Source organism: Ruegeria sp. CI8 (genome assembly GCF_056536865.1).
In genome coordinates this window covers 718,967-742,820 of the sequence record NZ_JBQFQL010000001.1, presented here as the reverse complement: position 1 = coordinate 742,820, position 23,854 = coordinate 718,967, and the positions used below count along the sequence as shown (strand labels likewise).

Sequence of the window (23,854 nt, the reverse complement as noted above, 5' to 3'; positions counted from 1 at the left end):
CGGGTGATCCGGGGGATTGAATGAATATTGCGCTGATTGGTTTGGGGATGGTTTCCGGCACGCATGTCGCCGCCATTCGGGCATCGGATCAAGGCCTCAGTCTTGCTGGAGTCCTTGGGCGCAATCCTGACAAGGCAGCTGCGTTCGCGCGGCGAAAAGAGACCCGCGCATTCGCCTCGGTCGAGGAAATCGCAAACGACCCAAAGGTCGACTTTGCGATCATCGCAACCCCGCCCGATCAGCGCACAGAGTTGGTACGGATTCTTTCGACCGCGTCGAAACCGATCCTGATGGAAAAGCCCATCGAAAGAACGCTAGGCGCCGCGAAAGCCATTGTCGAGCAGTGCGAGGTGTCGGGCGTGCCGCTGGGCATCGTCTTTCAGCACCGCGCACGCGCCGCGTCGCAGGCGCTTAAATCGGCCATCGAACAAGGGGAACTGGGCGCGATCGCCACGGTCGCGATTCGTGTCCCCTGGTGGCGCGATCAAAGCTACTATGACGAACCGGGTCGCGGCACCTATGCACGTGACGGAGGCGGCGTCATGATCTCGCAGGCAATCCACACGCTTGACCTTGCGATGTGGCTGCTGGGGCCGATCTCGGACATTCAGGCCGTGATGAGAAAAACTCCTCTACACAATCTCGAGGCCGAGGATTGGGCAGGTGCAGTTTTTGAAATGAACAACGGCGCGGTGGGAACGTTGATGGCAACTACCGCCGAATATCCCGGGTCTGCTGAGTCCATCACGATCCAGGGCACCCTAGCCAAAGCGCATCTGGAGTCAGGAGTGCTGACTGTGACCACTTTCGACGGCCGGGAATCCACGGTCGGCGAAACAGCCGCCACGGGCGGAGGGGCCGATCCCATGGCGTTTACACATGCCTGGCACCAAGCGGTCATCGAGGACTTCGCCAAGGCCGTTTCCAGTGGAACGCAACCTATGGCCACCGGACGCAGTGCCCTTTTGACCCACGCCGTCATCGACGCGATGCAGATCGCCAATCGAACCGGCCAGAAAACACGAGTCATCTCATGAGCCTGACCTGCGTCGCCCTTGGCCTCGACCACCGTCATATCTACGGCATGACGGAAAACATGCGCAAAATCGGCGTGGACTGCGTTGGCTATTGGACACAGGGCGATCCGGAGATGCTGGCGGGATACGTAAAAAGGTTTCCCGAAATTCCGCGGCTGGCCCAACTGGAAGACGCCCTGACCTGCGGGGCGGATCTGGCGCTGATTTCAGCGATACCGGCAGATAGGGCCGCGTTGGCGATCCGCGCGATGCAGAACGGTATGGATGTCATGAGCGACAAGCCGGGCTGCACGACGTTGGAACAACTCGACCAGATCAAAAGAGCGGTCGCAGACACCGGTCGGATCTGGTCGGTGAACTTCTCGGAGCGGTTCGAAACGCCCGTCAGCACCCGGGCCATCGAACTGGTCGAGGCCGGTGCCATCGGGCGCGTGGTCCAGACGGTCGGACTTGGCCCGCACCGATTGAACCGGGCGACCCGGCCGGAATGGTTTTTTCGGCGCGACTGCTACGGCGGCATTCTGACCGACATCGCCTCGCATCAGATTGATCAGTTCCTGCACTACACGGGTTCGAAAACCGTCGAAATCACAAACGCTTATGTGGCAAACTACGCAAACCCGAGCGATCCCGGATTGCAGGATTTCGGCGAGATCAATCTGCGCAGCGAGAATGGAACCGGGTACATCCGGGTTGACTGGTTTACGCCGGATGCCTTGCCAAACTGGGGGGATGGTCGTCTGACGATCCTAGGCACCGAAGGATACATCGAGTTGCGGAAATACGTCGATGTGGGTGGAGCCCCGGGGACAGATCATCTGATCCTCGTTAATGGTGACACCTGCCAAAAGATCGACGCATCCGACGCCGGCCTTCCCTACTTTTCGCGCCTCGCCGATGACATCCTCAACCGGACCGAAACCGCAATGACGCAGACCCACTGCTTTACGGTCATGGAACTGGCACTGCGCGCGCAGGAAATGGCGGAACGCAGATGATCAACGTTGCGATCCTCGGCGCAGGTATCGGTGCGCAGCATCTGGACGCTCTGGAACGGCTTGACCGCACCTTTTGCGTAGCCGCCGTGGTCGACCAGAATATCGACCGGATCGAACAGATACGGCAGAACTCGGGTTTTCGAGCATTGACCAACATTCAGGACGCTCTGGATGATCCGACGATTGATGTCATCGACCTCTGCCTTCCGCCCCATCTGCATGTACCGACCACCCTTGCCGCACTGGCCGCAGGAAAACACGTTGTCTGCGAAAAGCCTCTTGCGACTTCGATGCGGGATGTGGATCGGATCACGGCAGCCGCAAGCAGCGCGGGCAAGCATGTGTTTCCGGTCTTTCAATACCGGTGGGGCCCGTCACTGGCCCAATTGCGCCACCTGCAACGCGCGGGCCTGACCGGAGCGGTCCAAACTGCCGCGCTTGAAACCCATTGGTCCCGAGGGGCGGACTATTACGCGGTACCGTGGCGGGGGACATGGGCCGGTGAACGCGGCGGCGCGGTTCTGGGCCATGCCATCCACAACCATGATCTGCTGACTCATATCGCGGGTGATATCGCCTGGGTTTCTGCAATGACCACAACGCGGGTCAACCCGATCGAGACCGAAGACTGCGCCGCGATCTGCTTTGGCATGACGTCCGGTGCCTTATGCACAAGCAATATCACCTTGGGCGCAGCCACGGACGAAACCCGCCTGCGGTTCGTCTTTGAAAAACTGACCGCCACTTCTGGCACCGAACCCTATGCCCCGGGTCAAACGCCCTGGTCATTCGTCGCACGGGATCCGGCGGATCAAGCCGCTATCGACGCGGCTCTTGCCGCCGCCGCGGCCGAGCCAACGGGGTTCGAAGGTTTTTTTACCGAAGTCGGCAAGGCGCTGCGGTCCGAGGCAAATTCGGCCGTTACCCTGAAGGATGGCGCTGCGTCCATCGGCCTTGTGACGGCGATTTATCACGCGGCGCGCACCGGGCAGCGCGTTGCCCTTCCCATCAGGCCCGATCACCCGCTGTATGAAGGATGGCTGCCATGAAACAATGTTGGCGTTGGTTCGGACCCGAGGATCCGATCGCTTTGGCCGATCTCCATCAGGTCGGGGTTCAGGGCATCGTCACCGCGCTGCATCACATCCCGCCGGGATTGCCCTGGGACGAACCGAGCATCGCCGATCGGCAGGCCGTTCTGGCCGCGGCCGGGTACAGTTGGGACGTTGTCGAAAGCCTGCCCGTCTCAGAGGCGATCAAGACCCAGTCGGCGGACATGGTCGAGCATCTGCAGGCGTACAAGTCCAGCCTCAGGGCCCTGTCCGCCCGTGGCATCAAAGTTGTTTGCTACAACTTCATGCCGATCCTGGATTGGACGCGCACCGCCCTTCGCGCCCCGCAGCCGCATGGCGGAACGGCCATGCTGTTCGACCTGACCGATTTTGCAGTTTTCGACATTCATATTCTTGAACGTCCGGGCGCGTCCGAAGATTATTCCAATGCCGTCCAGCAAGCGGCCAAGGATCGTTTCTTGCGCATGTCGAATGTCTCCAAGGCCCAGTTGCAGCACAATGTCACCGCGGGGCTGCCCGGCGCCAACGATCAGTGGAGCGTAGAGGACGTGCGCGCCTTGTTGCAGACATATGCCAAGATAGACCGTGACCGGCTGCGCGCCAACCTCATCGACTTCCTGTCTGAGGTCGCCCCGGTGGCCCAAAAATTGGGGCTGCGCTTGTGCTGTCATCCCGATGATCCGCCCTTCTCGCTGCTCGGTCTTCCAAGGATCATGTCCAGTACCGATGACTACGGCGCCGTACTGGATGCGGTTGATATGCCCGCGAACGGCGCAACCTTGTGTACCGGATCGCTGGGTGTTTCCCCTGAATTCGATGGGCCGGAGTTCGTGCGCCGGCATGGCGGCCGGATTCACTTTGTTCACTTGCGAAACACCCGGCGCATCGCGGGGTCGGACAGCCAAAAGCCGGATTTCTATGAGGCTCCGCATCTGGAGGGCGACACCGACATGGTCGGAACCATTCGCGAGTTGATGAACGAACAGCGCCGCCGCAAATCTCAAGGGCGGGACGACTGGCAAATTCCGATGCGGCCCGACCACGGACAAGAACTGCTGAGCGATCTGGGCGGACACAGCACTCCCGGCTATCCGCTGATCGGACGCATGCGCGGGTTGGCCGAACTGCGCGGCATCATGGCAGCGTTCTCGTAACGCGTCGGATCAGGCGGTTTCTTTCCGCCGCAACACTTCTTTGCTTGCCTGTGCGCGGCTTTCTTCGTTTACTTACGTTACGTAAACGGGCAGCGGGGTGTCTTCCGGACTCGCCCGACGTCTGTTCAAGACGCGTGAAACTCCCGCGAAAACCGACGCCTTATGGCATCATTTTTCGAAACGTCTGCCAGACGGCAAAGACGAAAGAACGGGAGGACTCCAAATGAAAACCGCAGGCGTAATCGGTCTTGGCGACATGGGCAGCGGCCTTGCCAAGAACCTGATCAAGAATGGCTTTGAAACATCTGGTTTCGACTTGAGTGAGACGCGTATGACGGCATTAGCCGACATGGGCGGCCTGGCCAGGGACAGCGTGGGACAGGTCGGCCGTCACGCCGCCAGCGTGTTCGTCATGGTGATGAACGGAGATCAGGCCCGCGATGTCATTCTGGGAGAAAACGGACTGGTTGCGAACATGGCCGAAGGCGGAACTGTGATCCTGTCGGCGACCATTACCCCGGCCGAAGCAAGCGCCATCGGGCGAGACATGGAGGGTTCGGGCATCAACCTGATCGACACTCCGGTCTCGGGTGGGTTTCCCGGCGCGCAGAACGGCACATTGACGATGATGGCTGCCGGTGCTGCGGATGTGCTGGACCAAAATGCCGAAGTCATGCAAGCAGTGTCGGCAACCATACACCGGGTTGGAGAAAACGCCGGTGACGGGCAAACCGTGAAAGCCTGCCTGCAATCCCTGATCGGATCGATCTTTTCCGCCACATTCGAGGCTGCGGCCCTGGCGGCCAAAGCCGGTGTCAGCGGTCAAGCATTGCTTGACGTGTTCTCATCGTCTAGCGCGGGATGTGGTGTTGTGAATACCGCCCTTGAAAACATCATTGATCGCAAGTTCGAAGCCACTGGCAGCCATATCGCAACGATGCACAAGGACCTGACGATCTCGCTGGCCCTGGCCGGTGCGTTGGGCGTTCCAATGCACACAGCATCATCCGCAATGCAGATCTTTCACGCCGGAAAAACCAAATACCCGAACGGCGACAACTGGGTGTGTACCCGCGTCATCGAAGAGATCGTTGGCGCAGAATTGCATCGCTGAGGGGGCCGGACATGAAATTAGGTGTAATTTGCGACGGCATTTCCCGCGATCTGCGGCATGCCGTGGACGTGATGGACGAATTCGGTCTGGACTATGCAGAGCTTCAGTTCGTAGGCGACACCGAGGTCGGGGACCATTCCCCGCAGGAAATTGCCGAAATCGACGCGCTCTTGCGCGACCGGGGCAAGCCTGTTTCCTGTCTGTCGCGCCATATCTTCGCGGGGATGACAGCTGCCAACAGACCCGGTGACAACCTGCACACCCGACACATGGACGCGCTGAAACGCGTGATCGACATGGCGCATGTCGTGGGGTCTCCGCTGGTTCGGATCATGACCCAACGAAAAGAGCAGATACTCTGGGGAAAAAACGGCGCTGAGAAGTGGAACGTGGCGCATGGGGTATGGGACTCGATGCCGCCGCTGATCGCGCCGGCGGTTGAACTGGCCCGGGCTGAGGGAGTGACGCTTGTCGTGGAAACCGGAAACGGCACGCTGGTCAATTCCAACTATACCGCCCGCAAGCTGATTGACGAGTTGGATGCAAAGGATGCGTTGAAAGTTCTTTGGGACCCCGGAAACAACTGCTGGTGCCATGAACTGGCATACCCGGACGGTTACGAAGAACTGCGCGGCGGCTATCTGGGGCACATTCACATCAAGGACGTAAAGGTCGATACACCGCGGGCAACGCTGGAAGTGCGCCGCATGGGGGAAGGTCAGCTTGCGCCTCTGTTCCAACCCATCGCGGACGCGCTCCGATCCGACGGCTATGAAGGCGTGATTTCCTTCGAAAGCGTTTATCATCCCGGCAACGGAAATTTCGAAGATGGGTTTCGTCTGTGCATAGACAAGTTCAAAAGCCTGTTTGCATGAATGAAAGCTCTAGAGTGTTACAAATCAGATACTTAAGCCTCCAAGTTGAATGCCGAATGGGGCGCGGAAAGCTGGGCACACTCCCGCAAAATCAAGGAAAGGATCTGATGGATGAAGCAAGAGTTTTTTGAATTGTCCATTGAAACGCCCGGCAAATCCCTGACCGACATCAGCGGGGTGGTTCAGCGTGCGGTTTCCGAACATGAGTTTGTCTCCGGCCTGCTGACCCTTTGGTGCGTCCACACCGGTGCCGCGCTGTTGGTGCAGGCCAATGCCGATCCCGAGGTGGTTAAGGATATCGAGAGGTTCTTCGAAGAACTGGTCCCCAAGTCACCAGGCAAGTATCACCACCGCCCGAGCGAAGACGACAACGCGCCATCGCACCTGCGGGCGCTGTTGACGCAAACGCAGGTGTCGATCCCGGTCGAACAGGGACAGCTTCCGCTGGGTCGCGTACAAAGCCTGTACCTGTTCGAACATCGCGAGGCACCCAAGACACGACGATTGAAGGTGCACTACATCGGGACTTGAGGCCTTGGGTCACATGGAGCGTTGACGGTGCTACCGCCCCATCCAGCCCCCGTCGACAACAAGGATTTCACCGTTGACGTAGTCCGACGCTGCAGAAGCCAGAAAGACTACAGGTCCAGCAAAATCACCTGGCGTACCCCAACGGCCCTGGGGTGTTCGTTCCAGGATCGACTTCGACCGAACCGGATCGTCCTGCAGGGCTTGGGTGTTGTCGGTCGCGATGTAGCCGGGGGCGATTGCATTCACGTTCACACCCTGCCCGGCCCACTCATTGGCCAGGGCCTTCGTCAGCTGTCCGATACCACCTTTCGAGGCCGCATATCCGGGAACGGTGATGCCGCCCTGAAACGTCAGCAGCGATGCGGTGAAGATGATCTTCCCCGAGCCGCGCGCCAGCATGTCCTTGCCGATCTCGCGGGACAGAACAAACTGCGAGGACAGGTTGACCTCAATCACTTCGTCCCACCAGTCATCCGGATGTTCGGCAGCAGGTTTGCGTTTGATCGTACCGGCATTGTTGACAAGGATATCAGGAGTTTGTCCGTCGGCTCTCAACTGATCAATGAACCCATGCAACGCGGAGCGGTCCGAGAAGTCGCATTGGTAAGCCCGGAAACTGCGCCCCATCGCCGTGACGGCTTTTTCGACCTCTGACCCGGACAGTTCAAGCGAGGCCGACACTCCGATGATATCAGCTCCGGCCGATGCCAATGCCTCGGCCATACCGCGCCCGATGCCGCGTTTGCACCCGGTCACAAGGGCCGTTTTCCCCGTCAGGTCGAAACTTTGCAAAACACTCATGAACGCGGTCCTACTTCGATCAGGCTTTTCATTGCGGTTGGGCTGCGATCCAGTGCTTCGAACGCGGACTGAATGTCTGCCAGAGGGCTGACGTCAGTGATCACGACATCCGCGTCCACTCCGCCCGAGGCGACAACTGCGATCGCCTTATCGTAATCCTCCGGCTCATAGACCCGAGCACCGATCAGTTGCAGCTCTCGCCAGAAGAATTGGAACAGGTCGATATGGGGCTTTTGAGCATGGATCGCGACCATCACGATCCGGGCCCGCGTCGCGGCAACGGCGGTCATCGCATCAACACCGGGCTGCGTTCCCGATACCTCGAAAACCACATCCGCCCCTTTGTCGCCCGTGCGCGCGTTGATTGTGGACACCAGATCGGTCTCGGTTGGGTTGATCGTATCAAAGCCAAGTCTTTCTGCGATCGCCAGACGGTTCGGATTCACTTCGGAAATCACGACGTTTCCGCCCGCGTCCCGCGCAACCATGGCAACCAGGATGCCGATCGGGCCACCGCCGATGACGACGACGTCCTCGCCAGGCTGCAGTCCAGACAGCCGCACATCGTGGCAAGCAACGGCGACCGGCTCGATCAGCGCCGCGTGATCCATGCGCAAGTCATCCGGTAGAACGTGCAAGGTGTGGGCCGGAACGGTCCAGATCTCTTGCATGGCACCATCGGTATCGAGGCCGAGAAACTTGAGGTTCTGGCAGATATGCTGATGCCCCCGTTTGCAGGCCGGGCATTCGCCGCAGTGATCAAGCGGTCGGACCACGACCTTCTGGCCGGGTTTTACAGTATCGACGCCCGCGCCCACCGCTTCGACGACACCGGACATCTCGTGCCCGATTACCCGGTTCAGGCCGACACGGGCATCCATGTTGCCGTGGTAGACATGCATATCCGTCCCGCATATCCCGCAATACGCAACGCGAATGGCGGCCTCGCCAGCGCCCGGAGCCGTCGCCTGGGCCTGTTCCACGGCAAAGCTCTTGTTGCCCCTGTAGTACGCCGCAGAGATCGTCTGGGTCGTCATGTATGCATCTCCCTGTGTTCCGCATTCAGTTTGTCCCAGTCGAATTCCACTCCGGTCCCCGGCGTATCCGGGGCCACGGCCAGGTAGTCTTCCACGACAAGCGGACGGGTCGTGTACTGGTCTATCGGGAATGAGTGTACTTCCAGCCAACCCGAATTGGGTTGCGCCGAAACAAGGCTGACGTGCAGCTCCTGCATACCATGGCTACAAACCGGAATGCCGTGCTGGGCGCTTAGCGCGGCCACGCGCAACCAGCCGGTAATGCCGCCACAGTTTGAGGCATCGGGCTGGATGAAACTCAGCTTGGCGTCATCGAAGGCATACTCGAATTCGTGAATCGTGTGCAGGTTTTCACCCATGGCAAGGGGAACGCCCGTGGCTTCGGCAATTCGGCCATAGCCTTTGTAATCGTCTGGAATTGTCGGCTCCTCGAACCACAGGATATCGCAGTCGGCGAACCCCTGGGCGGCCTCGATGGCCTGCTCGACGCTCATGGAGTAATTCGCGTCGACCATGAAGAACCGGTCCGGCCCCAGCATCTCGCGCACTGCCCGGGCACGTGCAAGATCGTCGGCAAGATCCGGTTGCCCAACCTTGATCTTGACCGCGTTGAACCCACGCGCAAGGTAGCCTTCGGTCTGGCGCAGCAGTTTCTCCAACGAGAAATTCAGGTCGATCCCGCCGGCGTAGGCCTTGCACCGTCTGGACGCTCCGCCCGCCATTTGCCACAGCGGTGCATTCTGCGCTCTGCCACGAATGTCCCAAAGGGCAATATCCACGGCCGAGATAGCGAACGAGGCTATCCCACCCCGTGCGACGTAGTGCACGTGCCACTGCATGGCATCGTACAGGCTTTCGATCTGTTCCGCGTCTTGTCCTACAAGGAACGGTGCCAGATCATGCTGGATCATCGCCAAGATGGCATGACCGCCCTTGCCGCCCGTATAGGTATACCCAACCCCCTCGACCCCATCCGTCGTTTGAATGGTGACGGTGATCAATTGAAAGAACGTGTGATCCCCGTGTTTGGCATCGACCAGGACTTCGGCGAGCGGGACGTTGAACAGCCGCGCTGAAACACTTTCTATGCGATTCACGAACCCAAGACCTTCTGCTGCCTGGCAATAACCCGAGACTGTAAAAGGATGACCGCAAAAAGAAAGCCTCCACGTATAACCATCTGCCAATAGGCGCTGAAACTGATGGTGCCCTGACCGTTTTCAAAGTTCAGAACGTTGAACACCAGACCCAGCAAAAGCGCTCCGGCCACGGTTGCAGGGATCGACCCCATCCCACCTGTCAACAAGGTGCCGCCCACAACGACGGACGCGATGGCCGACAATTCCCATCCGATGCCCTCAAGGGGTTGTCCTGCTCCAAAACCCGAGGCCAGAAAGACGCCAGCCAGCCCGGCACAGCCACCCGAAAGCAGGTAGACGAAAGCCTTGGCGCGGTTCACCTTCAGACCCATGAGGTTCGAGGCATCCTCGCTGCCACCGATCGCCAAGACGGTCCGCCCGATGGTTGTTCTTTCCAGCACCAGCCAAAGTGCCAGCGTCAGTCCGGCCACGATGACGATTGCCCATGGAAACAGGCCGAACGCCTGCCCCATGCCAAGCTTGGTGAAGTTCGACCCCCAATCGACCGAAATTGTCTGGGCGCCCGAAATCACCAATGCGCCGCCTTTTGCGGCCAGCATGGTGGCCAGCGTGGCGATGAAAGGCGGGATGCGAAGGACGATGATGCAAAAGGCGTTGATCGCCCCGAAACCAATCCCGGCAAGCACGGCCCCCGGCAGGGCAACCTGAATCCCGTATGGGCTGAGATAAGCCGCAACGACCGACGTAAAGGCCGCCACGGATCCAACCGACAGATCAATCCCGCCGGTCATGATCACGAAGCACATGCCCAGCGCAATCGCGATGAACATCGCGTTGTAGTTCAGGAAAGACGAGAAGTTGTAGGCGCTGCCAAAGTTGTCATAGCGCATCAGCCCGAACAGAATCAAAGCCAGCAGTGCGATCCACACCGTCACCGAGGCCGAATTGCGCCGAAGGTACTTTCGCAGGTCAAAAGCCGTTTCATCCAACATCGATCAAGCCCTCCGGAACTGCTGGACCCAAACGGCCAGGATTATGATGACGGCTTTGGCGATCAGTGCAACTTCGTCCTCTACCCCGTTGGCCAACAATGTATATTTGACCAGCTGGATGATCACGGCACCCAGAATGGCGCCAAAGATCGGCGCCCGCCCGCCTTGCAAAAGAGCCCCGCCAACGACAGCGGCCGCGATGGCATCAAGCTCCATCAGATTGCCGTTGCGCGCGGCGTCCGAGGCCGAGTTGATCGCAACCACGATCAGACCGGCCAGGCCTGCAAGCACCGCGCAGATGACATAGGCCCCGATCTTGACCCGCCGGACGGGACCACCCGCCAGATAGGCCGCACGTTCATTGCCGCCGATCGCCAGCAGGTAGCGGCCCCAAGTGGTTCTGGTGATCACCCAAAACAGCACACAGGCAATCGCCAGCGCCAGCCACCCCTGGAACGGCAAGCCAAGCACCTTGCCGGTTCCAAGATAACTGAATGAAGGGTTGGAAAATGTCTGCAGGTTCCCGTTCGTCAAAACCTGAGCAATTCCGCGACCCGAGATGAAAAGAATGAGCGTCGCAACGATGGGCTGCACGTTCAACACAGCAACCATCACGCCGTTGAATACCCCGCATAAACCCGCGACGAACAGCGGCAGGACAATGGCCAAAGTGACGCCGAGCATCGGATTGGCGGCGCCCAGATCCGACAGAAAGATCAGCGGGGCCAACGCACCGGCCAGAGCCATGACCGCGCCAACCGACAGGTCGATCCCACCCGTGGCGATGACCAGCGTCATGCCCATGGCCACGATGGCGATCGTGGCAACCTGGCTGATATTCACGAACAGGGTCTGCAACTGCAGGAAATTGGGGGTGAAAAACGCGTTGAACACCAGCAGGGCGACCAACGCGGCGATGCCGCCATGAAAGCGGAAGGGCATCGATGCGACCCGTTGCGGCAACTTCATTGCGCGGTCCATGAACCAGTTCCTTCTTCATGATGCGCAAGCGCGCGCACCAGCATATTCTCGGTAATCCCGGGGTTGGTCAGTTCCTTGACCGAGCGCCCCTCGTGCATGACCACGATGCGGTCAGCGCCTTCCACCAGTTCTTCGAATTCCGAACTGATGAGGACAACGCCGAACCCCTTTTCAACATAAGACCGAATGAAAGATTGGATCTCTCGCTTGGCGCCGACATCCACGCCTCGGGTCGGCTCGTCGAGTATCAGGATGTCGGGCTGTGTCGCCAGCCAACGGGCAAGAAGCACCTTCTGCTGGTTGCCGCCGGACAACTCGCGAATGGGTTGGTCCATATGCGCCGCCTTGATGCCCAGGTCGTCGATGAAGGCCTGAACGATCTCGCGCTCGCGGGCAAAGTCGATCTGACCACGGCTGGCCAGTTTCGGCAGCAGGGCCAGCGTCATGTTCTCGCGCACGGACATGTCAGGAATGATCCCTTCGGCCTTGCGATCTTCGGTCAGAAAGCCGACCCCGTTTGCGATCGCGTCACCCGGTCCGGACGGTTGCCCGACCGCACCGTGCAGCTCGATTGCGCCGCTGCGGGCCCCGTCCACACCGAACAACGCGCGCGCAGCCTCTGTCCGGCCAGAGCCCAGAAGCCCGCCCAGCCCAACGATCTCCCCGCGGTGGAGCGTGAGGTCGAAATGCGTCAGTCGCGGGCCTGTCGAGACAGAGACAGCCCGCAAAACGATATCGCCTTTCTTGGCCTTAGCGCCGGCGAAGTCCGTAAGCCCGTCTGCCGCGATCTCGTCCTTGTTGCGGCCCAGCATGTCCGCGATCATTTCCAGTTTGGTCGTGTCCTGCACGTTGCGCGTGCTGACTGTGCGGCCGTCTCGCATCGTTGTGACCCGGTCGCAGATCTGGAACAGCTCATCGAGAAAATGCGAGACATACAGGACGGAAACGCCCTGTTTCTTTAACTCGCGCACCACACCGAACAGAACCTCGACCTCGCTGGCATCCAATGACGAGGTGGGTTCGTCCATGATGACCAGCTTTGCGTCCAATGACACAGCCCGCGCAATCGCAACCAACTGCTGGATCGCTGTCGAGAAATTTCCCAGCGGCTCGGTCACGTCGATATCTATGCCAAAGCGCGCAAGAACCTCGCGTGCGCGCCTGTTGCCTTCGCGCCAGTCGACCAGAAAGCCAAGACGTTTGGGCTCGTACCCCATGATGATGTTCTCGGTCACTGACCGCAGCGGCACTAGGTTGAGCTCTTGATAGATCGTGGCAATTCCGGATTCCTGCGCTTCGCGCGGAGTGGAGATGTGGCTCGGCACACCCGCCAGATGCACGTCGCCGGCATCCCGGTCGTAAACTCCGGTCAGGACCTTGATCATCGTCGATTTGCCGGCACCGTTCTGACCGATCAGCGCATGAACCTCGCCCGGTGCGATCTCCAGGCTGGCCTGGCTGAGTGCCGGTACGCCGGCAAAGGACTTTTCAATTCCCGACATCGAGACGAGCGCATTCATGAGATGTCTTCCTCCTATTGCTTGCAGGCGGCGCCGACCACAGGCCAGCACCACCCACCAGGGAGAATCAATAGGCTTCGTCGATGTGATCGGCCGCGTTGTCCTTGGTAAAGATGCGATCTTCGACTTTCACCCATTCCGGGATCGTCTCGCCAGCCGCGTATTTCTTCATGACTTCACAGGCCAGAGGGCCGAAGAAAGGCGAGCTTTCGACCGTGACGCCCATCTTGCCGTCGATGATGGCTTGTAGCGCATCGCGTGTCCCGTCGATCGAAACGATGGTCACGTCCTCGCCGGGCTTGCGGCCCGCCAGTTCCAGAGCCTGGATCGCGCCGATCGCCATCTCGTCATTGTGGGCGTAGACCACGTTCACGTCGGGATGCGCCTGCAGCAGGGTTTCCATCACCTGACGACCCAGGTCGCGTGCAAAGTCCCCGGTCTGAGAGGCCACGATCTCAAAACGGTCATCCGCTGCAATCGCGTCGTCGAAACCCTTTTTGCGGTCATTTGCAGGCGAGGACCCTGTCGTGCCTTCCAACTGGACGATGATGCCTTTGTCGCCCTCGAAATTCTCCATCAGCCATTGCGCGGCCCGGTTGCCCTGATCAATGAAGTCCGATCCAAGAAATGCCACGAAATGTTCGCCCGGCTTGGCGACGGCTGGATCAACCGAGCGGTCCACCAGAAAGGTTGGAATGCCGGCGGCACGAGCCTTCATAACGGCCGGGATCAGCGGCTTTTCTTCCCGCGGGGGCAGGAACAGGACGTCGATGCCTTGCGCGATCATGCTGTCCACATCCGCAACCTGCTTGGCCGCAGATCCGGCCGCATCCGTCGCGATAAGATCCCAGCCGCAGGCCTCTGCCGTGTCATGGAACGATTTCGTCTCGGCAATGCGCCAGGGATTGTTCGACTCCATCTGCGCAAAGCCGACCTTGTAGCGATCTTTCTGCTCAAGCGGCGGCAGACCCTGTGCCATCGCCGTGGTGCCCAACAGCGCACCTGCGACAACCGTCGAGATCAAAAGAGTTCTTCGTTTCATGGTTATTCCTCCTCCATTGGTGCGGTCGCCTCCGTTTTGACCGCGAGTTTTCAGGTCATGCCCAATTCATGTAAGTCGTCTGTTTCCTCAGATAGCCATCGAAGCCATAGGCGCCGTCTTCGCCCCCAACCCCGGACAGCCCCCAACCTGTGTGAAACCCCTGCACGGCTTCGCCGTTCGAACGGTTCAGGTACAGTTCGCCGAACTTCAAACGGCTCGGGGCCTCCATCAATCGGCGGTGCGATGCCGTAAAGAGATAGGCGGACAGCCCGAATGACGTGTCATTCGCCAAGGCTATCGCCTGATCAAAATCATCGACTCGCATGGCTGTCGCCACGGGACCAAAGACCTCCTCCTGCATCGCGGCATTGCCGTTGTCGGAGACCTCAAGAACGGTCGGGGACATCCAGTGCCCTTTGCCGTGCGCGCCGTCCGTCAAAGGCCCACCTTCGAGATGCACCGTGGCACCCTCTGCGATGCTGCGTTGGATGATTTCGGCGACCTTGGTCACTTCGACCTTGCTGACTTTGGGCCCTAGGTCGCAGTCCTCCATCGGATCCCCGATCGACAATGCGCGGGCTGCCGACACGAATTTTTCCAAGAACTGGTCGGCAATGTCGCGATGGAGATACATACGCTCGTTGCAGGTGCAGATCTGGCCGCAATTGGCAAACCGGGCGGCAATGGCGGCCGAAACGGCGGCGTCAACATCCGCATCCTCCATCACGATGAACGGAGCTTTGCCTCCAAGCTCGAGCCGGACAACCTTGATCCGGTCGGCCGCTGTGCGAAAAATCTCTTTCCCGGCGCGCGTGCTGCCGGTCATCGTGATCAGTGACGTATCGGGGTGTTCGACCAGCCGCTGCCCAACCACCGGCCCCTTCCCCGTCAGAACATTCAGAACGCCGGGCGGAAAGCCGACCTTGTCCGCAAGCTCGGCAACCGCGAGACCGGACAGCGGCGTGATTTCATGTCCTAACAAAACAACGGTGTTGCCCGCGACCAGCGCTGGCCCGATTTTTCTGGCGGCCAATGCCAAGGGATAGTTCCAGGCCGTCAGCGCAACGACAACACCATAGGGATGGCGCCGAATCTGGATTTCTTCGGACCTGTTGTCCGAGGCCACTATGTCACCCGAAATCCGCCGGGCCTCTTCTGCTGCATGGCACAGAAAGGTGACGGCAGCATCCACTTCACCTCGGGCTTGCGAGATCGGCTTGCCCTGCTCGGCTGTGATCAAAGCAGCCAGACGCGCGGCGTCGGCCCGGATGGCCTCGGCGAGCCCTCGGACCATTTGCGCCCGCTCGATCGCCGGGCGCGCAGACCACGCGCCAAAAGCCCCGCGGGCCGCCTCGACCGCCGCATCGGCATGCATGGCACCACCATCTGGAACCTGTGCTACGATCTCTTCATTTGCAGGGTTTTCGACATCGACCGCGTCCGCGTCAAAGTCGGCAAAGCGGCCATCGATGAACATCGAATGGCGAACGACTTGACCCAACTCCCCCACTACAGACCGCAATTTCGCCTCCCGCACTTGCTCGGCCAGACCACAATGGCGACCGCACCGCCGATCAAAACACTAATAATATTATTTCGTCAACACTAATATTAATTATCACCTACTAATATTAGTTGCGCACCCTCCGCATAGTCGATAAAAAGGATGCGAACAAAAAGGTTGAGCGATGAACGATCAAGCGAACAAAGCCGGGCAGCACAGGGGTGTAGGACGAGTCGCGGGCCGGCAGCGCGTGACGATGCACGACATTGCGCGCGTCGCCGGGTGTTCGCAGACGACAGTATCGCTGGTTCTCAACAAGAATGATTCCGTCAAGATCTCCGAGGATACCAAGCAACGGGTCCTGGATGCCGCCAACACGCTTGGATACGCCATGCCCTCTCAACTCAGGAAACCCCAGGACAGCGCGCGCCGGCCCGCGGCTCTGGACGGAACCATAGCTTTCGTCGTGGATGATCTGGCGTCGAGCCCCGAGATGGTGAACGCGTTCAACGGCGTGAAACAGGCCGTTCGGGACACCGGAAATCTTGTGTTACTGGCCGAGACTCAAAACGACCCCGAGGTCGAGCCCAGAACGCTGAGGTATTTCCTCGACCAACAGGTTGCAGGCATCATCTACGCGACCGTTTTTACGCGGCGGGTGGTCGTGCCGGATATCCTCAGGCACACGGCCACCCCGGTTCTGCTGTTGAACTGCTTCTGCGACGACCTCTCTTTTCCTGCGGTGATCCCCGGCGAAGTCGCTGCCGGACATACGGCGACCAACGCCCTGATCAAGGCCGGGCACAAACGAATTGCCACCATCACCGGCGAGCCGTTCATGGAATGCGCCGCCGGGCGTACGACCGGGTACAGAAACGCCCTGGCTTCCGCCGACATCCCATTTGACGAGGACTTGGTCATCGAGGGCAACTGGCTGCCCAGCGCAGGCTACGCCGCCACGCGGGAATTGATGGACCTGCCCTCTCCGCCAACCGCCATTTTCTGCCAGAATGACCGCATGGCCATCGGCTGCTATGAGGCTCTCAAGGAACTTGGCCTGTCCATCCCCGAGGACATTTCAGTCATCGGATTTGACGATGACGAAACCGCGCGACACCTGTCGCCGCCCCTGACTTCGATGATCCTTCCCACCCGGGCGATGGGACGCTGGGTCGTCGAACAGCTGTTCCATGGACCGACGGACGGTCAGCGGCATCCACTCGTGAAGCTGGAATGCGAACTGGTCGAGCGCGACTCGATCAGCGAGCCCAAACGCCGGACCTGAAGGCGAAATCATGACGGAAACCTTCGATCACATCGTCATCGGCGGCGGCTCGGCCGGCGCCGCGGCAGCAGCGCGGCTGGTCAACAAAGGCAAGTGCAGGGTTCTGGTACTGGAGGCGGGGCATTCGCATCGCCATCCGCTGCTGGATATGCCGCCGGGTATCTTCAAGATGATCAACGGGTCCAAGTTCATGACCTACCACCAGACCGAACCGCAGGACCACCTGGACGGCCGCGTGCATGACATTCCGCAGGCCAACGTGCTGGGCGGCGGGTCGTCGGTGAATGCGCAGGTCTATATGCGCGGTCGGCCTTCTGACTATGACGCATGGAACGACCTGCTGCGACAGACCAACGACGGGGTCGGTTGGGCGTGGGACGATGTGCTGCCTTATTTCCGCAGGATGGAAGGCAACAACAGGCTTCACAACGACCTGCATGGCAGCGACGGTCCGGTGCAGGTCTCGGATCCCGGGCATATCGACGACATGTCCCGTTGGTTCGTTCAGTCCGTGCAGGCCCTTGGCGAACCATTCAACACGGACTTCAACGGCGCAACCCAGCGCGGCGTCGGGTTCTATCAGTTCACCAATCGCGCCGGAAAGCGCAGCTCGTCAGCTTACGCTTTCCTCGCTCCACTTGAGGCGAACCCGAATTTGACCATCCAGCTGGGCGCAAAAGTCAGCAAAATCATCATCGAAAACGACCGGGCCGTCGGCGTGCAGTATCGAGACAAACGCGGGTCCCACACCGTCCGATGTGATGGTGAGGTTGTGCTTGCGGCTGGCGCCCTCGTCACGCCGAAAATTCTAATGCTGTCGGGTATCGGAACGGATGCACATCTTGCCGAACACGATATTCCCGTGGTCTGCCCATTGCCCGGGGTCGGCCAAAACCTGACCGACCACCCCGAAGTTCCGATCACCGCCTTTGCCAACGGCCCCTACGGATATTTCAAACAAGGTGAGGGCTGGCGGATGCTCCGCAACGGCATCCAGTTCAAGCTGTTCGGCAGCGGCCCGGTGACTTCGGCCGGGGTAGAAGCCGGCGCGTTCGTCAATCCGTCGAACCCTGATGGAGAACCGACCATTCAGGCATTTTGCGTTCCCATCGTCTATCTGGATCGCGACGCGCTTGACGAGGTGCAAGATGACTTTGGCCTGACCGTCACGACTGTCGTGGTCAAACCGAAATCACGCGGAGAGGTTCGGCTTCGCTCGGCAGACCCCGACGCCATGCCAGTAGTTTCGCCGAATCTTCTGAAGCATGAAGACGACATGCAGGAGATGATCCTGGGGCAGCGTTTTTTTCGTCGAGCATTCACCTCGGGCCCACTTGCACAAAGGATCCGCGAAATCGTGATTCCGACAGCGGACGACGACCAGACGCTGCGAGCACATTGCAAACGGTTCGTGAAAACCAACTATCACCCGGCGGGCACTGCCAGAATGGGCCGTGACGGTGATGGAATGGCCGTGCTGGACCCCAGAATGCGCGTGCGCGGGGTCGAGAGCTTGCGGGTGTGCGACATGTCCGCCGTGCCGGACATCAACGCCGGCAACACAAACGCACCTGCGATGATGCTGGGCGAACGATGCGCCGACCTGATCCTTGGCATTGGATCAGCACGTGAGGACCGCAATTCCTAGCCCAAGCTGCGGGGCCGCTGTCGGTTGATCCGACTTCCGGCGCAATGATATGCCCCCCTGCCCGACCCGTTTCGCCGAAAAACAGGTTACCCGGCCTCATGGGGTCAAGGTAATCGCGGGCCACGGCAAGCGCGTTCGCGGAATGCGCCTTACAGAAAGTCGTCCCGCCTGGGCGTGAAACAGTCGATCAACTCTCCGGCCGCCAGGCAAACACAACCATGGCTAACGCCGGACGGAATGATCAGGCTGTCACCGGGCCCCAGCTCTCGCTCCTGATCTCCGATAACGAAATTGAACCGCCCGGACCGCACAAATGTCGACTGCACATGCGGGTGGTCGTGCAACGCGCCTTCGGCACCTTTCTCAAAGCGGAAGGACACCATCATGAGGTCTTCGTGATCTGCCAAAACCTGGCGCGTGACGCCCGGGGCGGGCGACACAATCGGATAGCTATTGGTCATGATGCAGTGTCCTCGGTCAGGTGGCGGCGTTCATTTCACTCGAAATACTCGGCATGTTTCGCGTGAACCTCTTCGATGGTCTTGTCGATACGGCCCAGATGACGGCGAATGGTTTCGCTCGCCTTCGCCTCGTCGCGGTCTGCAAGCGCCTTGGCCAGCGCCACATGATCCCGAACCAGAGTCTCGGCCTCGCTCTCGCGCCCAAGGCTCAGAACGCACAGGCGGTCGATCTTTCTTTTGCATTCCTGAATCGTGTCAAAGGCCAGCGGGTTGCCGCTCAGCTCGCATATCAACCGATGAAAGTCATAGTCGAGTTGATGAAACTCTTCGGCCTCGTTCCTTGAAACCACGTCTTTCTGCCGCTTGAGGTTGTCCTCCAGCAGCTTCGAGTATTCGGGCTTCCAAACCTGGCACGCAGCGCGCACCACCTCCAACTCGACGGCCAGGCGAACAAAGCGTGCATGACCGATCCGTTCCATTGAAAAGCTACGGACCCGAGTGGCTTTCTGAGGCCGGATCAGCAGCAAGTCCTGCGCCTCGAGCCTGTTGAAAGCATCGCGGACAGGCTGCCTGGATACCTCGAATTTTTTTGCGATGTCGGCTTCGGACAGTTTCGTCCCCGGCAGGATTTCAAGCGAAACGATCGCCTCGTACAGGCTCTCATAAACGATATCGGTGGTTGTGCGCCGCTCGATCTTGTCCGTAATACTTTGCATTTCCTGCCTTTTTCTGCGCGTGACCAACTCGGGTGGTTTTCCGTGGCTCGAGACCCCTCCCTCGATACTCCTCAATGTAACTCCAGCCAATTGATTTGGCACCTGCCGTGCGATGCCCTTTGTGATCCCCAAACAAAGTTGTTGACAATACTAGTATACTAGTCGACTAAAATACGCAACACTGCTTCTTGTCCGTCCGAACTCAAAGATCGGAACGGGCGCGCGGCAGGCTGACCGGGGATCCAAAGGGACAAGAGAATGACCGAATTGAACGCCGAACAGATTGGCCTGAACCGGGACCTTGCAGGGAAGGTTGCGATCGTGACCGGCGGCGGACGGGACATCGGCCGTGCCTGCGTTCTGAAACTGGCCGAGGCCGGAGCGTCGGTCGCAATCAACTATCACAGCTCATCTACGGGTGCAGAGACGGCGGTCCAGGAGATTACGGCTGCCGGCGGTCAGGCGATTGCCGTACAGGGCGACATGACGTCAGGCGCGGATGTGGACAGGCTGGTCTCAGAAACGATTGCCGCTTTTGGACCCCGGATCGACATTCTTGTCCACGTGACCGGAGGGTTGGTGGCCCGGAAGACCCTGTCCGATATGGACATGGACCACTGGCGTTACGTTATGGACCTGAACACCACTTCTTTTGCCCGCGCCGTTCAGTCGGTGTTGCCGCACATGAAAAAAGGCGGCGCGATCGTCGGGTTCGCCAGTCAGGCGGGTCGTGACGGGGGTGGTCCCGGCGCGGTTGCCTATGCGGCCTCGAAGGGGGCGGTCATGACGATGACACGTGGGCTGGCCAAGGAACTGGGCCCCGACATCCGGATCAATTCGGTTTGCCCGGGCATGATCAACACAGATTTCCACAATGTCTTCACCAAGACCGAAGTCCGAACCAACGTGGCCAGCGCCACACCGCTGAAACGCGAAGGCACGTCCGAGGATGTGGCAAACCTCGTCGCGTTTCTGGCCTCGGACGCCGCCGCATTCATTACGGGCGCGAACATCGACATCAACGGAGGCCTGCTCTTTTCATAGCCGGCTCCGACCGATCACCAAAAACATCTGTCTGCTTCTAGGGAGGAAAGCATGAACACCAAACTTACAAAAACACTGATCGGCGCCGCAGCCATGGTCGTCATGACCGGCAGCGCATCTTTGGCCGAGGATTGGCGCGGGTGGAACATCCACGCAGACGGCTACCCGAATACTGTCGCGATGGACAAATTCGCCGAACTGGTCACCGAAAAGACCGGCGGTGAAATCAACCTGCAAATGTTCCACGGCGGCACATTGGGCAGCCAGCCCGATGCGGTCGAACAGGTCCGCGCTGGCGCTCTGGAGGTCGGAAATTTCAACTTGGGTCCGATCGGACCGATTGTCGCCGAGGCAAATGTCGTTTCACTGCCCTTCATCTTCAAGGACGTCCCCCACATGTTCCGCGTTCTGGACAGCGAGGGCGGTGCCGCGATCGCGGCCGGTATGGCAGCCAAGGGATTGACCCCGCTTGCCTGGTATGACGCCGGCGCCCGATCCTTCTACAACGGGACCAAGCCGATCAATACCCCGGCCGATGTCCAGGGCATGAAAGTGCGGGTCATGAACAACGATCTGTTCACCGGCATGATTGCCGAACTTGGCGGCAACCCCTCGCCCATGGCCTTCGCCGAGGTTTATCAGGCCCTGAAGACCGGGGTCGTCGATGGCGCCGAGAACAACTGGCCGTCCTACGAGTCGACCGGCCATTTCGAGGTTGCCGGCTATTACTCGCTGTCCCAGCACCTGATCATCCCTGAATGCGTGTGCGTCAACACCGACAAATTCAACGCCTTGTCGCCCGAACTGCAGGCCGCAGTCAGAGAGGCGGCGCAAGAGTCCGCCGAGTTGCAGCGGCAATTGTGGGCCGAGCGTGAAGCGGCCAGCCGCGCGGCGGTCGAGGCTGCGGGTGTGGTAGTGAACGAAGTGGCCGACAAAGCGCCGTTCCAGGCCGCGATGGCCCCGGTCTACGAGGCCTATTTCGCAACCAACCCTGACCTCCGCCCGTTGGTTGAAACCATCCAAGCGACCGAGTGATCGAACCGTATCGGATCTGATACAGTCCGGCCCTGCCAATGCGGGGCCGGACATCTGATCAAGAGTTTCAGGCTTATGAGCAATACATCTCCGCCCCCGTCCTCAGTGCGCACTATGGTCCGGATCCTCGACCGCATCGCCGATGCATGCCGGATCGTGACCGGTGTCGCGCTGGTCGTGGTCACTGTCATATTCGGCTGGCTCGTCTTCGGCCGCTACGTCCTGAACGCAACGCCAACGTGGGTCGAGCAGGTCGCCCTGCTGCTGGTCATGACGATCGCGTTCATCGGCGCGGCGGTCGGTGTGCACGACAACACGCATTTGTCCGTGTCCCTCGTACGCTCGGCCGTTCCGCGACGATTCAGGACGGCTCTGGTCGTTTGCACGGATGTGATCATGGCCGGATTCGGCGCTCTGATGCTGGTGTTCGGGGCGCGGCTTACGATGTTCAAATGGGGGTCGCTCATTCCCTTGATCCAGGTTCCCGAAGGCTTGCGGTCATTGCCCCTGACCATTGGCGGGGGCCTTATCCTTGTGTTTTCCGTTGGTCACCTGATCCGCCTCTGCGTCGGTTTTGACGAGCGAAAAGACAGCATCGAATAGAGGCGGATCATGGGAATTCTTCTTTTGCTTGGCGTCTTCGCCCTGTGTGTACTGATCGGAACACCCGTGGCCTTCGCCTTGGGCATTGCCGCCATCTCGGCCTTCTGGTTCGAAGGTTTGCCGCTGATGATCGGGTTCCAGCGGATCATCTCGGGCATCAACGTTTTCTCGTTGATGGCAATCCCGTTCTTCATCTTCGCCGGCGAACTGATGTTCCACGGCGGGATCGCCATGCGTCTGGTGCGGTTCGCGTCAGCCGCGGTCGGCGCCGTTCGTGGGGGCTTGGGCATCGTGAATGTGTTTTCGTCGATGTTGTTTGGTGGAATTTCCGGATCGGCCATCGCCGACATATCTGCTCTCGGCTCAATTCTTGTTCCCGTGATGAAGGAGAAAGGCTACGACGCGGATTATGCGGTCAATGTGACGGTCACGTCGTCGATCGCAGGGATCATCATCCCTCCCAGCCACAACATGATCATCTTCGCCATTGCGGCGGGGGGCGGCATTTCGATCTCAAAGCTTTTCCTCGCGGGTGTAGTTCCGGGCGTGTTGATGTGCCTCTGCCTAGCCGTCGCCGCGTATCTTGTTGCGGTGCGCCGAGGGTATCAGGCCGAAACCTTTCCGGGCTGGAAGGCTCTGGTCATCAGCTTTCTCAGCGCGATCCCCGGGCTGCTGACTGCCGTGATCATCGTCGGAGGCGTCCTGTCGGGCATTTTCACGGTCACCGAATCCGGGGCGTTCGGCGCCATCTATGCCTTTGTCGTCACGCTCGTGGTCTACCGGAGCATCACCTGGGACAAGTTCTGCATCGCGGTTGCGTCGGCCGTACGTACGACGGCCATGGTCATGATCCTGATCGCCTGCGCGGGTGCCTTTGCCTATATGCTGACCTTCTACAGAGTGCCGGACAAAACGGTGGATCTGCTGACAGGCCTGACGGAAAACCCGATCCTTATCCTGCTGATGATCAATGCGGTTTTGTTGCTTCTGGGTATGATCATGGACATGGCGGCCCTGATCCTGATCTGCACGCCGATCTTCCTGCCGGTTGCCAACAGCCTTGGCATTGATCCCCTGCAGTTCGGAATGATCTTGCTGGTGAATCTGGGCCTGGGACTGTGCACTCCTCCGGTTGGCTCCTGCCTGTTTGTCGGCTGCGCCGTTGGCAAACTGCCGATGGAAAAGGCGGTTCGGACGATATGGCCCTTTTACCTGGCAATTCTGGTCGCCCTGATGCTGATCACCTTTGTGCCCGCTATCTCGCTGACCCTGCCAGGGTTGCTTGGATAGCAAGGGCGAGCAG

Annotated in this window: 23 protein-coding genes; 13 read left to right on the top strand and 10 right to left on the bottom strand. The window is 59.7% G+C overall.

Features of this window, described 5'->3' with window-relative positions:
- The first annotated feature begins 20 nt into the window (after positions 1-20).
- From ACR0DA_RS03610 to ACR0DA_RS03580, 7 genes are all read left to right on the top strand, one after another.
- Positions 21-1,037 (top strand): Gfo/Idh/MocA family protein, encoded by a 1,017-nt coding sequence (locus ACR0DA_RS03610; RefSeq protein ID WP_480752986.1) that lies wholly within the window; start codon positions 21-23, stop codon positions 1,035-1,037.
- On the top strand, positions 1,034-2,035 hold the full coding sequence (locus ACR0DA_RS03605; RefSeq protein WP_480752985.1) for a Gfo/Idh/MocA family protein: 1,002 nt from the start codon (positions 1,034-1,036) through the stop codon (positions 2,033-2,035). The genes ACR0DA_RS03610 and ACR0DA_RS03605 overlap by 4 nt, the downstream gene beginning before the upstream one ends.
- A complete protein-coding gene (locus ACR0DA_RS03600) occupies positions 2,032-3,084 on the top strand; it encodes a Gfo/Idh/MocA family protein (RefSeq protein WP_480752983.1) in 1,053 nt (350 codons plus the stop codon). Before ACR0DA_RS03605 ends, ACR0DA_RS03600 begins: the two co-directional genes overlap by 4 nt.
- Complete coding sequence (gene uxuA, locus ACR0DA_RS03595; RefSeq protein ID WP_480752982.1) at positions 3,081-4,262, top strand: mannonate dehydratase; 1,182 nt, start codon at positions 3,081-3,083, stop codon at positions 4,260-4,262. The genes ACR0DA_RS03600 and uxuA overlap by 4 nt, the downstream gene beginning before the upstream one ends.
- Before the next feature lie 223 nt (positions 4,263-4,485).
- Positions 4,486-5,376 (top strand): NAD(P)-dependent oxidoreductase, encoded by an 891-nt coding sequence (locus ACR0DA_RS03590; RefSeq protein WP_170357458.1) that lies wholly within the window; start codon positions 4,486-4,488, stop codon positions 5,374-5,376.
- Between the two features lie 11 nt (positions 5,377-5,387).
- On the top strand, positions 5,388-6,251 hold the full coding sequence (locus tag ACR0DA_RS03585; RefSeq protein WP_170598218.1) for a sugar phosphate isomerase/epimerase family protein: 864 nt from the start codon (positions 5,388-5,390) through the stop codon (positions 6,249-6,251).
- Positions 6,252-6,362: 111 nt separating this feature from the next.
- On the top strand, positions 6,363-6,782 hold the full coding sequence (locus ACR0DA_RS03580) for a secondary thiamine-phosphate synthase enzyme YjbQ (RefSeq protein ID WP_170403924.1): 420 nt from the start codon (positions 6,363-6,365) through the stop codon (positions 6,780-6,782).
- A gap of 30 nt (positions 6,783-6,812) precedes the next feature.
- Here ACR0DA_RS03580 and ACR0DA_RS03575 read toward each other — a convergent pair whose 3' ends face one another.
- The 8 genes from ACR0DA_RS03575 to ACR0DA_RS03540 all read right to left on the bottom strand — a co-directional run bounded on the left by ACR0DA_RS03575 (position 6,813) and on the right by ACR0DA_RS03540 (position 15,777).
- Positions 6,813-7,583, bottom strand: a complete 771-nt coding sequence (locus ACR0DA_RS03575; RefSeq protein WP_093961700.1) for an SDR family oxidoreductase — start codon at positions 7,581-7,583, stop codon at positions 6,813-6,815.
- On the bottom strand, positions 7,580-8,620 hold the full coding sequence (locus tag ACR0DA_RS03570; protein WP_170598221.1) for a zinc-dependent alcohol dehydrogenase: 1,041 nt from the start codon (positions 8,618-8,620) through the stop codon (positions 7,580-7,582). Before ACR0DA_RS03570 ends, ACR0DA_RS03575 begins: the two co-directional genes overlap by 4 nt.
- Positions 8,617-9,717, bottom strand: coding sequence for a mandelate racemase/muconate lactonizing enzyme family protein (locus ACR0DA_RS03565; RefSeq protein WP_170442262.1), 1,101 nt, complete (start codon positions 9,715-9,717; stop codon positions 8,617-8,619). Before ACR0DA_RS03565 ends, ACR0DA_RS03570 begins: the two co-directional genes overlap by 4 nt.
- Positions 9,714-10,712, bottom strand: a complete 999-nt coding sequence (locus ACR0DA_RS03560) for an ABC transporter permease (RefSeq protein WP_170357453.1) — start codon at positions 10,710-10,712, stop codon at positions 9,714-9,716. Before ACR0DA_RS03560 ends, ACR0DA_RS03565 begins: the two co-directional genes overlap by 4 nt.
- A 3-nt stretch (positions 10,713-10,715) precedes the next feature.
- A complete protein-coding gene (locus ACR0DA_RS03555; protein WP_170442258.1) occupies positions 10,716-11,693 on the bottom strand; it encodes an ABC transporter permease in 978 nt (325 codons plus the stop codon).
- A complete protein-coding gene (locus tag ACR0DA_RS03550; protein ID WP_480752978.1) occupies positions 11,678-13,213 on the bottom strand; it encodes a sugar ABC transporter ATP-binding protein in 1,536 nt (511 codons plus the stop codon). The genes ACR0DA_RS03555 and ACR0DA_RS03550 overlap by 16 nt, the downstream gene beginning before the upstream one ends.
- Before the next feature lie 67 nt (positions 13,214-13,280).
- On the bottom strand, positions 13,281-14,255 hold the full coding sequence (locus tag ACR0DA_RS03545; protein ID WP_480752977.1) for an ABC transporter substrate-binding protein: 975 nt from the start codon (positions 14,253-14,255) through the stop codon (positions 13,281-13,283).
- Positions 14,256-14,310: 55 nt separating this feature from the next.
- Entirely contained in the window at positions 14,311-15,777 is a 1,467-nt protein-coding gene (locus ACR0DA_RS03540) for an aldehyde dehydrogenase family protein (RefSeq protein ID WP_480752976.1), read from the bottom strand.
- Positions 15,778-15,943: 166 nt separating this feature from the next.
- Here ACR0DA_RS03540 and ACR0DA_RS03535 point away from each other — a divergent pair, with 166 nt between their 5' ends.
- Together ACR0DA_RS03535 and ACR0DA_RS03530 are read left to right on the top strand one after the other, a co-directional pair.
- A complete protein-coding gene (locus ACR0DA_RS03535; protein ID WP_480752975.1) occupies positions 15,944-17,044 on the top strand; it encodes a LacI family DNA-binding transcriptional regulator in 1,101 nt (366 codons plus the stop codon).
- A gap of 10 nt (positions 17,045-17,054) precedes the next feature.
- On the top strand, positions 17,055-18,692 hold the full coding sequence (locus ACR0DA_RS03530; RefSeq protein ID WP_480752973.1) for a GMC family oxidoreductase: 1,638 nt from the start codon (positions 17,055-17,057) through the stop codon (positions 18,690-18,692).
- Positions 18,693-18,841: 149 nt separating this feature from the next.
- On the opposite strand, the gene ACR0DA_RS03525 is transcribed toward ACR0DA_RS03530, so the two are convergent.
- Both ACR0DA_RS03525 and ACR0DA_RS03520 read right to left on the bottom strand, forming a co-directional pair.
- The gene (locus tag ACR0DA_RS03525) at positions 18,842-19,153 is read right to left on the bottom strand and encodes a cupin domain-containing protein (RefSeq protein ID WP_170419419.1); all 312 of its coding nucleotides are present in this window, start codon (positions 19,151-19,153) and stop codon (positions 18,842-18,844) included.
- Between the two features lie 35 nt (positions 19,154-19,188).
- Positions 19,189-19,869 carry a GntR family transcriptional regulator gene (locus ACR0DA_RS03520; RefSeq protein WP_170419421.1) on the bottom strand — a complete coding sequence of 227 codons (681 nt, stop codon included), beginning with the start codon at positions 19,867-19,869 and terminating at the stop codon, positions 19,189-19,191.
- Between the two features lie 258 nt (positions 19,870-20,127).
- Between ACR0DA_RS03520 and ACR0DA_RS03515 the strand changes: the two genes are divergently transcribed.
- The 4 genes from ACR0DA_RS03515 to ACR0DA_RS03500 all read left to right on the top strand — a co-directional run bounded on the left by ACR0DA_RS03515 (position 20,128) and on the right by ACR0DA_RS03500 (position 23,841).
- Complete coding sequence (locus ACR0DA_RS03515; protein ID WP_480752972.1) at positions 20,128-20,913, top strand: SDR family NAD(P)-dependent oxidoreductase; 786 nt, start codon at positions 20,128-20,130, stop codon at positions 20,911-20,913.
- A 51-nt stretch (positions 20,914-20,964) separates the two neighbouring features.
- Positions 20,965-21,948 carry a TRAP transporter substrate-binding protein gene (locus ACR0DA_RS03510; RefSeq protein ID WP_093961689.1) on the top strand — a complete coding sequence of 328 codons (984 nt, stop codon included), beginning with the start codon at positions 20,965-20,967 and terminating at the stop codon, positions 21,946-21,948.
- A gap of 114 nt (positions 21,949-22,062) precedes the next feature.
- Complete coding sequence (locus ACR0DA_RS03505; protein ID WP_254430270.1) at positions 22,063-22,551, top strand: TRAP transporter small permease; 489 nt, start codon at positions 22,063-22,065, stop codon at positions 22,549-22,551.
- A gap of 9 nt (positions 22,552-22,560) precedes the next feature.
- Positions 22,561-23,841: a TRAP transporter large permease gene (locus tag ACR0DA_RS03500; RefSeq protein WP_170339264.1), complete on the top strand. Its 1,281-nt coding sequence runs from the start codon at positions 22,561-22,563 to the stop codon at positions 23,839-23,841.
- The last annotated feature ends 13 nt before the right edge of the window (positions 23,842-23,854 follow it).

Excerpts from the sequence above, each read along its gene's own strand:
- ACR0DA_RS03570 (WP_170598221.1), bottom strand. The coding sequence starts at position 8,620 with ATGACGACCCAGACGATCTCTGCGGCGTACTACAGGGGCAACAAGAGC.
- ACR0DA_RS03605 (WP_480752985.1), top strand. The coding sequence starts at position 1,034 with ATGAGCCTGACCTGCGTCGCCCTTGGCCTCGACCACCGTCATATCTAC.
- ACR0DA_RS03560 (WP_170357453.1), bottom strand. The coding sequence starts at position 10,712 with ATGTTGGATGAAACGGCTTTTGACCTGCGAAAGTACCTTCGGCGCAAT.
- ACR0DA_RS03505 (WP_254430270.1), top strand. The coding sequence starts at position 22,063 with ATGGTCCGGATCCTCGACCGCATCGCCGATGCATGCCGGATCGTGACC.
- ACR0DA_RS03585 (WP_170598218.1), top strand. The coding sequence starts at position 5,388 with ATGAAATTAGGTGTAATTTGCGACGGCATTTCCCGCGATCTGCGGCAT.
- ACR0DA_RS03600 (WP_480752983.1), top strand. The coding sequence starts at position 2,032 with ATGATCAACGTTGCGATCCTCGGCGCAGGTATCGGTGCGCAGCATCTG.
- ACR0DA_RS03535 (WP_480752975.1), top strand. The coding sequence starts at position 15,944 with ATGAACGATCAAGCGAACAAAGCCGGGCAGCACAGGGGTGTAGGACGA.
- ACR0DA_RS03575 (WP_093961700.1), bottom strand. The coding sequence starts at position 7,583 with ATGAGTGTTTTGCAAAGTTTCGACCTGACGGGGAAAACGGCCCTTGTG.
- ACR0DA_RS03510 (WP_093961689.1), top strand. The coding sequence starts at position 20,965 with ATGAACACCAAACTTACAAAAACACTGATCGGCGCCGCAGCCATGGTC.
- ACR0DA_RS03590 (WP_170357458.1), top strand. The coding sequence starts at position 4,486 with ATGAAAACCGCAGGCGTAATCGGTCTTGGCGACATGGGCAGCGGCCTT.
- ACR0DA_RS03515 (WP_480752972.1), top strand. The coding sequence starts at position 20,128 with ATGACCGAATTGAACGCCGAACAGATTGGCCTGAACCGGGACCTTGCA.
- ACR0DA_RS03520 (WP_170419421.1), bottom strand. The coding sequence starts at position 19,869 with ATGCAAAGTATTACGGACAAGATCGAGCGGCGCACAACCACCGATATC.
- ACR0DA_RS03580 (WP_170403924.1), top strand. The coding sequence starts at position 6,363 with ATGAAGCAAGAGTTTTTTGAATTGTCCATTGAAACGCCCGGCAAATCC.
- ACR0DA_RS03545 (WP_480752977.1), bottom strand. The coding sequence starts at position 14,255 with ATGAAACGAAGAACTCTTTTGATCTCGACGGTTGTCGCAGGTGCGCTG.
- ACR0DA_RS03530 (WP_480752973.1), top strand. The coding sequence starts at position 17,055 with ATGACGGAAACCTTCGATCACATCGTCATCGGCGGCGGCTCGGCCGGC.
- ACR0DA_RS03525 (WP_170419419.1), bottom strand. The coding sequence starts at position 19,153 with ATGACCAATAGCTATCCGATTGTGTCGCCCGCCCCGGGCGTCACGCGC.
- ACR0DA_RS03550 (WP_480752978.1), bottom strand. The coding sequence starts at position 13,213 with ATGAATGCGCTCGTCTCGATGTCGGGAATTGAAAAGTCCTTTGCCGGC.
- uxuA (WP_480752982.1), top strand. The coding sequence starts at position 3,081 with ATGAAACAATGTTGGCGTTGGTTCGGACCCGAGGATCCGATCGCTTTG.
- ACR0DA_RS03610 (WP_480752986.1), top strand. The coding sequence starts at position 21 with ATGAATATTGCGCTGATTGGTTTGGGGATGGTTTCCGGCACGCATGTC.
- ACR0DA_RS03555 (WP_170442258.1), bottom strand. The coding sequence starts at position 11,693 with ATGGACCGCGCAATGAAGTTGCCGCAACGGGTCGCATCGATGCCCTTC.
- ACR0DA_RS03500 (WP_170339264.1), top strand. The coding sequence starts at position 22,561 with ATGGGAATTCTTCTTTTGCTTGGCGTCTTCGCCCTGTGTGTACTGATC.